Raw genomic sequence first — 13904 nt, 5'->3', positions numbered from 1 at the left:
ACGCGCACATGGCGGGAGAGAACGGGTGTCTGGACGTTCGGCAAATCGTGCCTTCGGAAAACGTAAGGAAAATCACGTTCTGATACTGGCAAGTGGCGACAAGGTTCGCCACATGACGGTTCGTCCCTGGATGGCGGCAATCGCCGTATCCTTCGCCGGCGTCTGCAGCATCGGCTATCTCGCGGCCACATCCTATCTGGTCCTGCGCGACGATCTCATCGGCGGCACGATCGCCCGCCAGGCGCGAATGCAGCACGAATACGAGGATCGAATCACGGCATTGAGAGCGCAGGTCGATCGCGTCACCAGCCGGCAACTGCTCGACCAGCAGGTGGTCGAAGAAAAGGTCGAGAAGCTGCTGCGCCAGCAGATGGCGCTGACCTCGCGCAACGGAAAGCTCGGCGCCCTGGTCGAAAGGGCCGAAAGTTCCGGCCTGACGACGGAAAGCAACGGGACCCCGGAGATTGAACCCCTCGCCTTTGAGAAACGGGCCGACGCCAGCAGCGGCGGCGTAAAGGCGATCGAGAAATTGATGGGCCTGAGCGGCGCGTCGGTCACCGGTGCAATTCGTCCCGCTCCCCTCGCCTATGCCGCACCCGATGCGGCCGAATCGACCTCGGACCGTGCCGACCGGATATTCTCCAAAGTGACGCTGTCGCTGAAGGACGTCGAACTCGAACAAATGGCGCGACTGAAGCAACTGACGGATGGTGCTGCAAAGACGTCGGGTGCGATTCGCTCGATCGTCGGTCGGACCGGCGTCGACCTGCCGGTCGGCGATGTCGCAGCAATGGTCCCCGTCGCGACGTCTGACTCTGTCGATAGCGCCATTGGCGGCCCGTTCGTCGAACCGGCGAATGATGACGAGTTCGGCCAGTCGCTGGCGGCTCTCGATACGGCTCTTCTGGAACTGGAACGGACCCGGGCGCAGGTCCGCGCGCTGCCGTTCGGCAACCCGTCTCCGGCGAGCGACATCACCAGCGACTTCGGCAACCGTCTTGATCCGTTCCTCGGTCGCCTGGCGCTCCATGCCGGCATCGACTTCCGCGCGACGGTCGGCACGCGCATTCGCGCGGCCGCGCCCGGCACCGTGACGAATGCCGGCCTGACCGGCGGCTACGGGAACATGGTCGAAATCGACCACGGAAACGGCGTGTCGAGCCGATACGCCCACCTTTCCGCCGTTCTGGTGAAGGTTGGCGACCAGGTGACGGAAGGTGAAGTCATTGCCAAGTCCGGCAATACGGGTCGTTCCACCGGTCCGCACCTTCATTATGAAATCCGCCTGAATGGCGAGGCGGTGGATCCCATGCGCTTTCTCGATGCCAGCCGGAAGCTCGCCTCCTACATGAACTGACGGGTCGTTTGGCTGTCTCCAGGTCTTGCGCGGCTTGACAAGAAATGCGACAGATTCGCCACTATTTACCTTTTGCTGCTTCAACGTGCTGGATTTCTTGACTTTCAGCGACGTTCAGCTTATGAGCGCGGCCACGTCTCGTGCGTTTTCCATCGATCGATCAGTGTTCTATTGAACCGGAACGGAAACAGATTTCCCTTTGACCAATTTTGCTGACCTTGGCCTGAGCCAAAAAGTTCTCTCCGCTGTCACCGATGCGGGCTACACAATCCCGACCCCGATCCAGGCTGGCGCCATTCCGCCGGCCCTGCAGCGTCGTGACATTCTGGGCATCGCCCAGACGGGAACGGGTAAGACCGCTTCGTTCGTGCTGCCGATGTTGACGCTGCTGGAAAAGGGCCGCGCGCGCGCCCGCATGCCGCGCACGCTCATCCTGGAGCCGACGCGCGAACTCGCCGCCCAGGTCGCGGAGAACTTCGACAAGTACGGCAAGAACCACAAGCTCAACATCGCGCTTCTGATCGGCGGCGTTTCGTTCGATGAGCAGGATCGCAAGCTCGAGCGCGGCGCAGACGTTCTGATCTGCACGCCCGGCCGCCTGCTTGATCACTTCGAGCGCGGCAAGCTGCTGATGACCGGCGTCGAGATCCTGGTCATCGACGAAGCCGACCGCATGCTCGACATGGGCTTCATTCCCGACATCGAACGCATCGCCAAGATGATCCCGTTCACGCGTCAGACTCTGTTCTTCTCGGCGACCATGCCGCCGGAAATCCAGAAGCTCGCCGATCGCTTCCTGCAGAACCCGGAGCGCGTCGAAGTCGCCCGCCCGGCCTCCACGGCACAGACGGTGACACAGCGCTTCGTCGCGGCGCACGCCAAGGATTACGAAAAGCGCGCGGTGCTGCGCGATCTGATTCGCGCCCAGGACGATCTGAAGAACGCCATCATCTTCTGCAACCGCAAGAAGGATGTCGCCGACCTCTTTCGGTCGCTCGAGCGTCATGGCTTCTCGGTCGGCGCCCTGCATGGTGACATGGACCAGCGCTCGCGCATGGCCATGCTTGCCGGCTTCAAGGACAACAATATCACGCTGCTCGTTGCATCCGATGTTGCTGCCCGCGGCCTCGACATCCCCGATGTCAGCCATGTCTTCAACTTCGACGTTCCGATCCATGCGGAAGACTATGTTCACCGGATCGGCCGCACCGGCCGTGCCGGTCGCTCTGGCGCCTCCTTCACGCTTGTGACCAAGCGCGACACGAAGTTCTCCGATGCGATCGAGAAGCTGATTGGCCAGAAGGTCGAATGGCTGAACGGCGACCTTTCCAATTTGCCCGAGCCGATGGAAAGCCACGACAGCGGTCGCCGCGATCGCGGTCGCGATCGCGATGGCCGCAAGGACCGGAAAAAAGATGGGGATCGCGGCCCGAGGGCTCGCGCCGATCATAAATCCGATACCGTGCGTGTCGATAGTGAGGCCGAAGTTGCAACAGTCGTGGAAAGGGCGGAATCGGTGAAACCGGCACGCAGCGCAGAAAACAAGCAGGGACAGAACAACCGCGCCGATCGTCCGGTGCGCGCATCGAACCCGGCCAACGATGACAATCGCGATCGCCGCAACCGTCACCGCCGCGACTATGATGACGGCCCGACGCCCGTTGGCTTCGGCGACGAAATCCCCGCTTTCATGCTGATTGCCGGCAAGGCCTGATTAAGCCTATGGGCCTGCCGGGCATCGATTTTCCGGGTCTCGGCTGCGGACTTGCAATCGTGCGCGACGGCAAGATCCTGCTCTACAAGCGCGTTAACGCGCCTGAAGCCGAGCACTGGAACATCGTCGGCGGCAAGGTCGATCATATGGAACGCTCGGAAGCCGCAGCGCGGCGCGAGGCCGAAGAGGAAAGCGGCCTCCAGATCCGTTCGAGCGAGTTCCTCTGCCTCAGCGAACAGGTGATCGAGGCTGACCGCCAGCACTGGATCTCGATGATCTATGTGACCCGGGACTTTATCGGTGAGCCTGAACTCACCGAGCCGGACAAGCTTTCCGCTCTCGGCTGGTTCGATCTCGATGCCCTGCCCCAGCCGCTGTCACGTTTTACGGCCGACGCAGTCGATGCGTTGCGCAGGCTGGAGCACAAGAGCGCCGTGCGTTCAAGCGAAGGCACAAAGGACGCTCTAGCACTTTGATTATAGAGCATCTTTCCGCCTCCAGTGATTCCACTTGAGAGCGGGATGCTCTAGCGGCGCAGTCGTCGCGGATTGCCTCCGCTGGCGGGTTTATCCTCTATTTTCTCGATCGTAACGCTGCTTCATAGGCAAGCCGCACCCAGCGCGCCATCTCGTCGGGGTCGTCAAAGGCGTCGTCCGGTATGCTCCAATAGGGCATCTTCACCGGCTTGCCCTTGCCATCATAGGCCCATTGCCGGGAGCCGGCCGCCTCGAAGGTCGGCGCCGTCTGCTCGTCCCCCTTCAGGAGGATTTCTCCGTCCACCTCGAGTGCGAAGATGATGCCCTGGCAATAGATCCCCTTGCCGCCGAACATCCGCTTGATGGTCACCGGCCCCAGCGTCTCGAACATCTCCTCGATGGCAGCATTGTCCACGCGTTCATTCCTCCAGGATACCGCCGGCAGCCACAATCTGCTCCGGCGTGTCGAGATCAAGCCGCGCCGCCGAACCAAGCTCGACATCGATGACCGGCAGTCCGCACTTCTCGATGATGTGCCTTGCGCCAACGTCTCCAACCAAAAGACGGACAGCGGAAAAGGTTTGCCGCGGCAGGATGACCGGATTGCCGCGTTGCCCATCGGCGGTTGCCCGAATGACGGCGCGGCCGCCTTCGGCCGCAAAACGATCGAGCAACCTGCGCAGATCGCCGCTGCTGACGCCCGGCATGTCGGCGAGCATGACCAACATGCCCGCGGATCGCTCGTTGATGGCCGAAAGTCCAATCGTCAGAGATGAGGCCATTCCGGACATGTAGTCTGGATTCGAGACGAGCTTCGCGGGCAGACCCTCCAACGCAGCGCGGATATCGGTCTCGCGGTGGCCGGTGACCACGACAACCCCGCCGGGGGCCGCAGCAATCGCTGCCTCGACGCTGCGGCGAACCAGCGGCACGCCGTCAAAGGTCGCCAGCAGCTTGTGCCCGCCGTCCGGTCCCATCCGGCTGGCGCGGCCGGCGGCCAGAACGACGATCTCGACCGGTCCTAACGGCAACGCCGTTGCTTTTTCGCGCGGCTGCGGCCGGGTCGGGATTTCGCCGAGCAAACCACCGACGCCAAGGCCGGTTATGTCGTCGAAGCTCGGCCACTCGCCGGCGAGGATACGGTCGAGGATCCAGTCGAATCCGTTCTCGCGCGGGCTGCGGGCGCATCCGGGCGCCCCGATCACGGGGATCTCGCCGACACGGCCAAGAACGAGAAGATTGCCGGGATCGACGGGCATGCCGACATGATCGACGACGCCGCCTGCCCGACGAACCGCCGCGGGAATCACATCATCCGGATCGACGACAGCGGAAGCACCGAAGACCACCAGCAGGTCATGGTCGGCCTGGAGTTCGTCGATTGCCGCGGCGACCGCGCCTTCCGTGTGTGCGACGCGTCGCTCGGTCACAAGCTCGCTTCCCGATTGCCGCAGGCGAGCCGCCAGGATGGTTTTCGTCTTGTCCATGACCTGGGGTTTCAGTGTCGGCAACTGAGTTGCTATTAGCGCTGCGCGTCGCGCGGAAAAGGGTTTTACTTCGAAGGCGGCATGGCTCCGGAGCAGCTTCTGTGCTTCCTCGACGAGTTGGCCGGCCACGGCGAGTGGAATGATCTTGATCGTCGCGACCATGTCGCCGGCCTGCACAGGCACATGGTCGGCAAGGCAGGCGAGCGTGATGGCGGGGTCGATGCGGTTCAATCGGTTGACGGTGTCGCGCTTCGCGACGAAGAGGCCGGCAACCCGAGAGTAGACGTTCACACGCCCGGTTGCCGCCTGAGAGAAGCGCAGGTGGTCGGGTGCAATTGCCGCCGCAATGCGCGTTGCGGCCTCGTCTTCCATGAGATCGCCGGGGTCAAGGCGCGCAACAACCACCTCCAGCGTGCCGCAGGCGATCAAGGCGGCGATATCGGCGGGCGAAAGCCGGTGGCCCTTCGGCAGCCGGATCTCATCCGTCTTGACCGCATGCGCCAGCATGGCGCCCTCCGCTTCGCTGGTCTTGACCGGCCCGAACCTCACGCAATCACTCCTTTGACATGGCTGGTATCGCGGCGCCGTAGCGCCTCGATGATTTCGGCCAGGATGGCGACGGCGATCTCGGCCGGGCTCGCCGCACCGATATCGAGGCCGATCGGTGCGCGGATGCGGGCTATGTCAACATCGGAAACACCGGCCTGTCGCAACCGTTCGACCCGTGTCGCATGGGTTTTCCGGCTGCCGAGCGCGCCGACGTAGAAACAGCCGGCTGCAAGGGCGATCCGGATTGGTTCGTCGTCGATTTTCGGATCATGGGTGACGGCCAGCACGGCGGTGAAGCGGTCGAGCGGCCTCTGTTTCAGGGCATCCTCGGGCCATTCGGCGATGAGCTCGACGCCTGCGAAACGTTCCGGCGTTGCGAAGGCAGTACGCGGATCGATGATCGTCATGTCGAAACCGGCAACGGGCGCCAGCTGGGCCAAGGCCTGTGAAATATGCACGGCGCCGATGACGAGAATGCGTGGCGGCGGCAAGTAGACATTGAGGAAGAAAGAGCCCTGCTCCGTCTCCACGATCCCGGCCTTGCCGGATTGCAGGGCGCGCGCGACCGGGCCGCGCCAGACATCCGGACAATCATCGCCCTCAAGATAGACCTGGCTGCTGCTGCCGGCTAGAGCGCTGACAGTGACAACCGCCCGACGCGCCGAACGCGCCGCATTGAGTGCTTCAAGAATGCTCCGTTCCATCGCTAGCCTTCGACCCGTTCAACAAAGACCCGAATCCTGCCGCCGCAGGAAAGCCCGACGCGCCAGGCGGTTTCGTCCGCAACGCCGAAATCGAGGATCCTTGGCGCGCCCGAAGCGATCACATCTGCCGCTTCGGTGATGACGGCGCCTTCGACGCAGCCGCCGGAAACCGAGCCCTGAAAATTGCCGTCGCCGTCGATCACCAGATGGCTGCCGACGGGGCGCGGCGCCGAGCCCCAGGTTTCGATCACGGTGGCAATCGCCACCTTGCGCCCTTCCTTCATCCAGGCTTGGGCGATGTCGAGCGGGTCCAGAACATTTGCAGCTTCCAGCATATTGTCACCCTCCCGCCGGACCGATCAAGATCTGAGGAACCGCCGCGGGTCAGCCTGCCGGGAACCCTGCCCGGAAAGCGCCTTCACCAGTTCCCCAATCGATTCAAGATTGTGCACCGCCCGGAATTCGTCAACATGCGGCAGCATCGCTCTGACGCCGCGCGCACGCGCCTCGAAGCCGTCGAAGCGCAGCAGCGGGTTGAGCCAGATCAGCCGGCGGCAGGACCGGTGCAGTCGATCGATTTCGATTTCAAGATCGCCCACATCGTCACGCTCCAGGCCATCGGTGATCATCAGCACGATGGCGCCTTGTCCGAGCACGCGCCGCGACCAGCGTCTGTTGAATTCATGCAGCGTTTCGCCAATGCGCGTACCGCCGGACCAGTCCTTCACCGCAGCCACGCAGTCGTCGATCGCGGCATCCGGATCGCGATTGCGCAACTGGCGGGAGACATTGGTCAGCCGTGTGCCGAACAGGAAGGTGTGCACGCGCCGCCGCTCCTTGGTCAACGCATGCAGGAAATGCAGAAAGATGCGGGTGTATTGGCTCATCGAGCCGGAGATGTCGGCAAGCACGACGAGCGGCGGATGCACCACACGCCGCTCCCGGAACCGCGGCAGGATCAGTTCCCCGCCGAAACGCATCGCGTCACGCATGGTGGTGCGCGGGTCGATGCGGATCTGCCTCTTTGATGGACGGAAGCGACGGGTTACGACGCGGTCCATCGGCAGCGTCAGCGCGGCAAGGGCGCGCTTCGCCGCGGCAAGTTCGGCAGCACTCATCTGCGCAAAATCGGCCCGACGCAGCAGCTCCCGGCCCGAAACCGTGAAGCGCGCATCGATATCGATCTCGGGTTCCTCACGTGGCGGTCGATCCGCTTCGTGCCCGGAAAGCAACGCATCGCTAACGCGTGTCTCGCCGGCACGCCGCTGGTGCCGCTCGCTTTCGCGCTCCGGCGCCAGCGGCGACATCATCGCGATCATCTTCTCGACGAGGCCGCGCGAGCGCCAGAACAGCCGAAAAGCTTCGTCGAACACCGGCTGGTCCTCGTGGCGCTTCACGAAGACGCATTGCAGTGCGGCGTAAAACGCGTCCCGGCCGCCGATCCCGATCAGTGCCGCCGCATCGATGGCATCGGCGATGGCACCGGGCCCGATCTTGATGCCGGCGCGACGCAGGGCGCGTGCGAAGAAGACGATGTTGTCGGCAAGCCGGCCGTCGCTTTCCCCAAGCGGCGGGACAATAGCACCGTCCCTGTGCGGCTCCCGCTCCTCCATGGTCAGCCCGCCGCCAGCAGTTCCGCCTTGACTTCGGCGAGCAGCTTGCGCCCCTCGGCACCCTCTATCCTGGCGATGTCGTCCTGATACTTGAGCAATGTTCCGAGCGTATCGGCGATCGTTTCCGGATCGAGCGCCAGCCGGTCGAGTTCCGTCAGCGCCGTTGCCCAGTCTATGGTTTCGGCGACGCCGGGGTTCTTGAAGAGGTCGATCGTCCGCAGCCGCTGCACATAGGCGATGACTTCGCGCGACAGCGTCGCGTTGCAGCCGGGCACCTTGCGGCGGATAATTTCCAACTCCTGCGCCGCCTTGGGATAATCGACCCAATGATAGAGGCAGCGTCGCTTGAGCGCGTCATGAATCTCACGGGTGCGGTTGGTGGTGATGATGACGATTGGCGGTTCGTCCGCACGGATTGTTCCAAGTTCCGGTATCGTGACCTGAAAATCGGACAAAACTTCGAGCAGGAACGCCTCGAAGGCCTCATCTGTCCGGTCCAGCTCGTCGATCAGGAAGACAGGCGCGCGGCCCGCACTGGAAGAAATTGCCTGCAGGACCGGGCGGCGGATCAGGAAGCGTTCGGAAAAGATATCGCTTTCGATCCGTTTGCGATCGACCTTGCCGGCTGCTTCCGATAAGCGGATTTCCAGCATCTGTGCCGGATAATTCCATTCGTAGACGGCCGAGGCGACGTCGAGGCCCTCATAACATTGCAGCCGGATCAACGGCCGATCGAGCGCCTTTGCCAGAACCTTGGCGATCTCGGTCTTGCCGACGCCTGCTTCGCCCTCGAGAAAGAGTGGGCGCTTCATCCTGAGCGCCAGAAACAGCACCGTCGCGAGCGCCGTTCCCGCGAGATAGTCATGCGCCTCCAGCAGCGCCATCGTCTCCTCGATGGACTGCGGCAGGGCTGTGGTCGCCTGTGTCGCCATGTCTCCTCCGCCACGGCCCGAATCGATAACTTGATGTTGAAAAGCGAATGAATTCACTCTTCCAACTCAAAGGCTTACGGCGATCTTCTCATGTCTCGATGGGCACGAAATCTCGCCACGTAAAACTTATAGCGAGTGGTATCCGCGGTCCACATAAATGAGTGGCGGCCGCGCCGGTCCGATGGCGACATCGACGACTTCGCCGAAAAGCACCAGATGCGTGGCGATCGTCTTCACCTCGATGAGCCGGCAATCGAACGAAGCGATCGCGTTGGTGAGGATCGGAGAGCCTGTCGTCAGCTTGGTCCACTTGCCAAGGGCAAAGCGCAGATCCATGTCGAGCTGATCGCGGCCGGAAAAAGCGTGTGCCATGGCGCGATGTTCGTCGCCAAGCAGATTGAGCGCGAAACTGTCGCTGCGCGTGAAGATCTCATTGCGCGGATTGGCGCCGTTGAGGCAGGCCAGAATCGTCGGCGGACTGTCGGACACGGAGCAGGATGCGGTGACCGTGACGCCGCGCCGCTCGACACCATCGGCCACAGTGATGATCTGCACGTGACCGGCCAGGCGACTCATGGCGTCGCGGTAACTGATGGGGTCCAGCCGGCTCTTGTCCAACAATTCTTTCTCCGAGCGAAGTCAGCCACATACATAGACAGTACCGGGAAATATGAAACCCGCTGCAAGGAGAATCTTGCAGATCTGCGACACGGCAGCGACGCGGATAGAACCATCCGCGGCCGAAGTCACATCTTTTCCTTTGACGCGGCAGGGCACATCCTTAAAACATGCGGCCACTACCGTGCCGCGCGCCAGTCGCGACCGGCACGGATAAGGCAATGTTTGGGCTCGCCGCAGGGTCAGGATCCCTCCTGATCCGGGGAAAATGCGGCAGCGGAGAAAATGAATGCTTCGATCGATCGTCGCCAGCCTTGTCGTGGCCGGACTGGTACAGGCCGCACCCGCCGCGGCAGCCGGCATCAAGGTGGCCGTCGTCGCGCCGGTCGAAGGCCCGTTTGCACCTCTCGGCAAGCAGATCATCGATGGCGCCGCATTCCAGGCCGGCGATCGCGGCAGTGAGATCGTCGTCATTCCAGAGACCTGCGATACGGCCGGCAACGAAGCGCTGACCAAGGCGCTGCTTGCGGCCGGCGCCGAGGCAGCGATCGGGTTCCTCTGCACCGAAAGCCTGGACGCGACCCTTCCGGCACTTGCCGAAGCGGGCCTTCCCACCATCACCCTCAGTGTGCGTTCCGATGTCCTGATGGAAGATGCGCTGAAGAAGAAGTGGCCGCTCTTCCGTCTTGCGCCGAGCGGCAACGCCGAGGCTGCCAGCATCGTCGACACCATCGTCCAGCGCTGGAAGGACAAGCCGATCGCGTTGATCGACGATGGAACCATCCACAGCCGGGAACTGGTCGAAAGCGTGCGCTCCGCTCTCGGTGAAATTGGGCTGACACCGGTCTTCACCGACACCTATCGGCCCGCCCAGGAGCAGCAGGTCAACCTGGTGCGGCGACTGGTGAAGAGCGGCGCGACCCATGTCTTTACCGGTGGCGATAGACAGGACACGGCGGTGATCGCGCGCGATGCAGAAGGCGAAGGCGCGGGCCTCGCGTTGCTCGGTGGCGACGCGCTGAATGCCGCCGATCTCACCGTGCCGCTCGCCGATGGCGTTTTCGCGGTCACCCTGCCGGACGCATCGCAATCACCCGAGGGCAAGCCGGTCGCGGACGCCTTGCGCGCCGCCGGAACCGAGCCGGATGGCTACGTTTTGTCCGCCTTTGCGGCGGTCTCCCTGCTCGAGCAAGCCAAGGACCAGGCGGAAAAGGACGACAAGCCCCTTCTCGACGCATTCGCCAAGGGACCCTACCCGACCGTGCTCGGCCCCATCGTCTTCAACGCGCAGCACGAGCGCGCCGAAAATCCCTATCGCCTGATGCAGTGGCAAGGCGGCCGCTTCGTGCCGGCGCCCGCCGAAGGAACCGCCCAATGATGCGCACCGGACCGCTGAACCTGATTACCGACGTCGCGGGCCTGACGGTCGGCAATGCCGAGGATCATCGGCTGAAGTCCGGTGTCACCGCCATCGTCTGCGATCCGCCGGCAACGGCAGCGGTTCAGGTGCTGGGCGGCGCGCCCGGAACGCGTGAAACCGATCTGCTCGACCCGCACAATACGGTGCAGACAGTCGACGCTCTGGTGCTTTCCGGCGGTTCGGCCTTTGGCCTCGACGCTGCGTCCGGAGCCCAGGCCGCGCTGAGAGAAATGGGCCGCGGCTTTGCCGTCGGTCCGCACCGGATACCGATCGTGCCCACCGCCATCCTGTTCGACCTGATCAACGGTGGCGACAAGGACTGGGGACGTTACCCGCCCTATCGCGAACTCGGCTTCGAGGCGGTTCGTCGCGCCGGCCCGTCGTTCGCGACCGGAACCGCCGGCGCCGGTACCGGCGCTCTGACTGCCACCGTCAAGGGCGGCCTCGGCTCGGCATCGACCGTTCTGCCGAGCGGTATCACCATCGGCGCGCTCGTTGCGGTCAACGCGTTGGGCTCGGCGACTGTTGGTGATAGCAGGCATTTCTGGTCGGCGCCCTTCGAGCTTGATGGCGAGTTCGGTGCACTCGGCCTGCCGCATCCCCTGCCCGCTGACGCCGCCGATATCCGCATCAAGTTCCGCGACCGGCAGTCCGCCGCCGCCAACACGACGATCGCCGTCATCGCGACGGATGCGGTGCTCACAAAGGCCGAGGCGAAGCGCCTGGCAATCGCCGCCCATGACGGTTTTTCCCGAGCGCTCTGGCCGGCGCACACGCCGCTCGACGGCGATCTCATCTTTGCGCTTGCCACCGGCGCCAGCGGCAAGACCCCCACACTTGAGGATTTCATCGACCTCGGCGCGGTGGCGGCATCGACGATGGCACGCGCCATCGCCCGTGGCGTTCACGACGCCGCCCCGGCAGAAAACGACCTCATGCCGTGCTGGTCGCAGCTCAGCTGACGCAGCTTTGATCGCAGGCATGTTGTTTGCGCGGCCAGCCGGTGCTATTGCGCGGAAAACACGCTGGAGTGCGCCATGACCCACCCTATCCGCATTGCTCCGTCGATCCTGGCGGCCGATTTCTCCAAGCTCGGACAGGAAGTCCGCGACGTCGTCGATGCCGGCGCCGACTGGATCCATCTCGATGTCATGGACGGGCACTTCGTGCCGAACATCACCTTCGGCCCCGACGTGATCAAGTCGCTGCGCCGCTACACCGATGCGACGTTCGATTGCCACCTGATGATTTCGCCCGCCGATCCGTTCCTCGAAGCCTTCGCGAAAGCCGGCTGCGATATCCTCACCGTGCATGCCGAAGCCGGTCCGCACCTTCACCGTTCGTTGCAGACCGTTCGGTCGCTCGGCAAGAAGGCCGGTGTCTCGCTCAACCCGGCAACGCCGGAAAGCGCCATCGAATACGTGCTCGATCAGGTTGATCTCATCCTGGTCATGACCGTGAACCCGGGCTTTGGCGGACAGAAGTTCATCGAAGCTACGGCGGAAAAGATTCGCCGCATCAAGGCGATGATCGGCGATCGTCCGATCGAGATCGAAGTCGACGGCGGCATTACGCCCGACACGGCGGCTTTCGCAACCGGCGCCGGCGCCAACGTTCTCGTCGCCGGTTCGGCGATCTTCAAGGGCGGCTCCGTCGAAGCCTATCGCACGGCGATCGAGGCGATCCGCACGCCGGCTGAAAATGCCTATCGATGAAGCCGCGCGCGGCACTACCCAGCGTGCTCTTGCTGGGCGCTGCGGCAGCCGCAGCGCCGGCCGTGGCGGGCGACTATGCCGCGCTCCAGCCGATCGGTTTTTCGGCCGACGGCAATGTCTTCGCCTTCGAGGAATACGGCGTTCAGGATGGCTCCGGCTTTCCCTATTCGACCATCTATGTGATCGATACGCGCAATGACAGTTTCTTGCCCGGCGCGCCGGTGCGTGCCGTCAGCCGCGAGGACGGCAGCCCGCTCTCCAAGGCGCGTCACGAGGCACGCCGCCGTGCGGCACCCTTGATCGACGCCTACCGCCTGGCTGATGCACCCGGGCTGCTTGCCGCCTATAATCCGATCACCGAGGCGAACGCCAAGCCGCTGGCGCTGACCTACGATTCCTTTGCGGCCGACGAAGGGTTCCGCGAGACCTATTCGGTGACGCTCGAAGAGAAAACCTTCGAGCCGGAAGGCATCTGCAAGGACTTCCTGAAGGAGGTCAAAGGCTTTCGTCTGTCGATGACGGTGAAGGCCGGCAAGCCGGCAACAGACATCCTGCAGGACGATAGCCGCTTGCCCGAGAGCCGCCGCTGCCCCACCGGCTATCAGGTCAGTGGCGCCGTCACCCATCGGAATGACGACGGCTCCGAAACCCACGTCATCATGGTTCTCGTCAAGTCGCTCGGCTTCGAAGGCACAACCGATGGACGCTGGATCGCGATCCCGACCCGGATCGCGAAATGAACGACGCGGCGGCCGGCGTCGAGGCAAAAGCAGATCTGGCGCCAGTAGGCGCCCTACATCGACGACGGTTCGCCCGATCCCTTCCGACGATGCGGGAGCTTGTCATCGGTGCGCCGCTCTGGGGCGGCGCGATGGTGCTTTCGGCCTGGTGTGGCCTCTGGCTTCGCGAGCGTGCTCTCACATTTCATCTGTCCGAGCTGCTTCTGATCTTCGGCTTCGGGGCGCTTCTGGCCTGGGCGCCATCGCTGTTCCTGGCTCGACTTGCAGCCTTGGGGCGTCGGCCGGAAACACGTTTTGCGGCTTACTTCTTCTTCCTTTCGCTCGGCACCGTCGCGATGACGGCGATGCTCTATGCCCTCGACTATCGGCAGTTTTACGCCCAATGGCACGCGCCTGCCGGCACCAGGACCTGGTTTTTCCAGTTCGCCTTCACCTCGCTCATCGCGTTCTACCAGTTTCTGGTGATGGGGCTTCGCCTCTATCTGCCCCTTGGTGGTGCTATACTCGTCGGCGTCAGCCTGTGGCTGGCGAGCGAGCGCACGAGCCAAACGCGTTGAGCTTCACGGCTATCTTTGCTAG

The 13904-nt window shown here is 63.4% G+C and carries 15 protein-coding genes; 8 read left to right on the top strand and 7 right to left on the bottom strand.

Annotation, left to right across the window (positions count from 1 at the left end; translation table 11 throughout):
- The first annotated feature begins 25 nt into the window (after positions 1 to 25).
- The 3 genes from ACTJKM_RS12450 (at position 26) to ACTJKM_RS12440 (ending at position 3547) form a co-directional block, all read left to right on the top strand.
- Positions 26 to 1357: a M23 family metallopeptidase gene (locus ACTJKM_RS12450; protein ID WP_058324143.1), complete on the top strand. Its 1332-nt coding sequence runs from the start codon at positions 26 to 28 to the stop codon at positions 1355 to 1357.
- A gap of 199 nt (positions 1358 to 1556) precedes the next feature.
- A complete protein-coding gene (locus tag ACTJKM_RS12445; protein WP_058324142.1) occupies positions 1557 to 3071 on the top strand; it encodes a DEAD/DEAH box helicase in 1515 nt (504 codons plus the stop codon).
- Positions 3072 to 3079: 8 nt separating this feature from the next.
- On the top strand, positions 3080 to 3547 hold the full coding sequence (locus tag ACTJKM_RS12440) for an NUDIX domain-containing protein (RefSeq protein ID WP_058324141.1): 468 nt from the start codon (positions 3080 to 3082) through the stop codon (positions 3545 to 3547).
- 97 nt (positions 3548 to 3644) lie between these two features.
- On the opposite strand, the gene ACTJKM_RS12435 is transcribed toward ACTJKM_RS12440, so the two are convergent.
- From ACTJKM_RS12435 to ACTJKM_RS12405, 7 genes are all read right to left on the bottom strand, one after another.
- Positions 3645 to 3962: a TfoX/Sxy family protein gene (locus ACTJKM_RS12435; RefSeq protein WP_058324140.1), complete on the bottom strand. Its 318-nt coding sequence runs from the start codon at positions 3960 to 3962 to the stop codon at positions 3645 to 3647.
- 4 nt (positions 3963 to 3966) lie between these two features.
- Positions 3967 to 5583, bottom strand: coding sequence for an NTP transferase domain-containing protein (locus tag ACTJKM_RS12430; RefSeq protein WP_058328242.1), 1617 nt, complete (start codon positions 5581 to 5583; stop codon positions 3967 to 3969).
- Positions 5580 to 6287: an XdhC family protein gene (locus ACTJKM_RS12425; RefSeq protein ID WP_058328243.1), complete on the bottom strand. Its 708-nt coding sequence runs from the start codon at positions 6285 to 6287 to the stop codon at positions 5580 to 5582. The genes ACTJKM_RS12430 and ACTJKM_RS12425 overlap by 4 nt, the downstream gene beginning before the upstream one ends.
- A 2-nt stretch (positions 6288 to 6289) precedes the next feature.
- Complete coding sequence (locus ACTJKM_RS12420; RefSeq protein ID WP_057250185.1) at positions 6290 to 6622, bottom strand: XdhC family protein; 333 nt, start codon at positions 6620 to 6622, stop codon at positions 6290 to 6292.
- 24 nt (positions 6623 to 6646) lie between these two features.
- A complete protein-coding gene (locus ACTJKM_RS12415; protein WP_058328244.1) occupies positions 6647 to 7900 on the bottom strand; it encodes a vWA domain-containing protein in 1254 nt (417 codons plus the stop codon).
- Between the two features lie 2 nt (positions 7901 to 7902).
- Positions 7903 to 8832: an AAA family ATPase gene (locus tag ACTJKM_RS12410; protein WP_058324135.1), complete on the bottom strand. Its 930-nt coding sequence runs from the start codon at positions 8830 to 8832 to the stop codon at positions 7903 to 7905.
- Between the two features lie 126 nt (positions 8833 to 8958).
- Complete coding sequence (locus tag ACTJKM_RS12405; protein ID WP_082615818.1) at positions 8959 to 9408, bottom strand: flavin reductase family protein; 450 nt, start codon at positions 9406 to 9408, stop codon at positions 8959 to 8961.
- A 331-nt stretch (positions 9409 to 9739) separates the two neighbouring features.
- On the opposite strand from ACTJKM_RS12405, the gene ACTJKM_RS12400 reads away from it, so the two are divergent.
- From ACTJKM_RS12400 to ACTJKM_RS12380, 5 genes are all read left to right on the top strand, one after another.
- Positions 9740 to 10828, top strand: a complete 1089-nt coding sequence (locus ACTJKM_RS12400; protein ID WP_058328245.1) for a branched-chain amino acid ABC transporter substrate-binding protein — start codon at positions 9740 to 9742, stop codon at positions 10826 to 10828.
- Positions 10825 to 11832, top strand: coding sequence for a P1 family peptidase (locus tag ACTJKM_RS12395; protein ID WP_058328246.1), 1008 nt, complete (start codon positions 10825 to 10827; stop codon positions 11830 to 11832). Before ACTJKM_RS12400 ends, ACTJKM_RS12395 begins: the two co-directional genes overlap by 4 nt.
- 75 nt (positions 11833 to 11907) lie before the next feature.
- Positions 11908 to 12585 (top strand): ribulose-phosphate 3-epimerase, encoded by a 678-nt coding sequence (gene rpe, locus ACTJKM_RS12390; protein ID WP_058328247.1) that lies wholly within the window; start codon positions 11908 to 11910, stop codon positions 12583 to 12585.
- The gene (locus ACTJKM_RS12385) at positions 12582 to 13325 is read left to right on the top strand and encodes a DUF2259 domain-containing protein (protein WP_058328248.1); all 744 of its coding nucleotides are present in this window, start codon (positions 12582 to 12584) and stop codon (positions 13323 to 13325) included. Before rpe ends, ACTJKM_RS12385 begins: the two co-directional genes overlap by 4 nt.
- On the top strand, positions 13322 to 13882 hold the full coding sequence (locus tag ACTJKM_RS12380) for a hypothetical protein (protein WP_440660399.1): 561 nt from the start codon (positions 13322 to 13324) through the stop codon (positions 13880 to 13882). The genes ACTJKM_RS12385 and ACTJKM_RS12380 overlap by 4 nt, the downstream gene beginning before the upstream one ends.
- Positions 13883 to 13904 lie beyond the last annotated feature (22 nt).

Origin of the sequence: Ensifer sp. 22460, assembly GCF_052044935.1 — a bacterium.
GTDB lineage: Bacteria > Pseudomonadota > Alphaproteobacteria > Rhizobiales > Rhizobiaceae > Ensifer.
Note: the sequence above shows the minus strand (reverse complement) of the source record. Positions and strands in the feature narration are given on the sequence as shown.

Coding starts and splice junctions, on each gene's coding strand:
- ACTJKM_RS12440 (WP_058324141.1), top strand. CDS start 3,080: ATGGGCCTGCCGGGCATCGATTTTCCGGGTCTCGGCTGCGGACTTGCA.
- ACTJKM_RS12425 (WP_058328243.1), bottom strand. CDS start 6,287: ATGGAACGGAGCATTCTTGAAGCACTCAATGCGGCGCGTTCGGCGCGT.
- ACTJKM_RS12420 (WP_057250185.1), bottom strand. CDS start 6,622: ATGCTGGAAGCTGCAAATGTTCTGGACCCGCTCGACATCGCCCAAGCC.
- ACTJKM_RS12415 (WP_058328244.1), bottom strand. CDS start 7,900: ATGGAGGAGCGGGAGCCGCACAGGGACGGTGCTATTGTCCCGCCGCTT.
- ACTJKM_RS12410 (WP_058324135.1), bottom strand. CDS start 8,832: ATGGCGACACAGGCGACCACAGCCCTGCCGCAGTCCATCGAGGAGACG.
- ACTJKM_RS12405 (WP_082615818.1), bottom strand. CDS start 9,408: ATGAGTCGCCTGGCCGGTCACGTGCAGATCATCACTGTGGCCGATGGT.
- ACTJKM_RS12400 (WP_058328245.1), top strand. CDS start 9,740: ATGCTTCGATCGATCGTCGCCAGCCTTGTCGTGGCCGGACTGGTACAG.
- ACTJKM_RS12395 (WP_058328246.1), top strand. CDS start 10,825: ATGATGCGCACCGGACCGCTGAACCTGATTACCGACGTCGCGGGCCTG.
- rpe (WP_058328247.1), top strand. CDS start 11,908: ATGACCCACCCTATCCGCATTGCTCCGTCGATCCTGGCGGCCGATTTC.
- ACTJKM_RS12385 (WP_058328248.1), top strand. CDS start 12,582: ATGAAGCCGCGCGCGGCACTACCCAGCGTGCTCTTGCTGGGCGCTGCG.
- ACTJKM_RS12380 (WP_440660399.1), top strand. CDS start 13,322: ATGAACGACGCGGCGGCCGGCGTCGAGGCAAAAGCAGATCTGGCGCCA.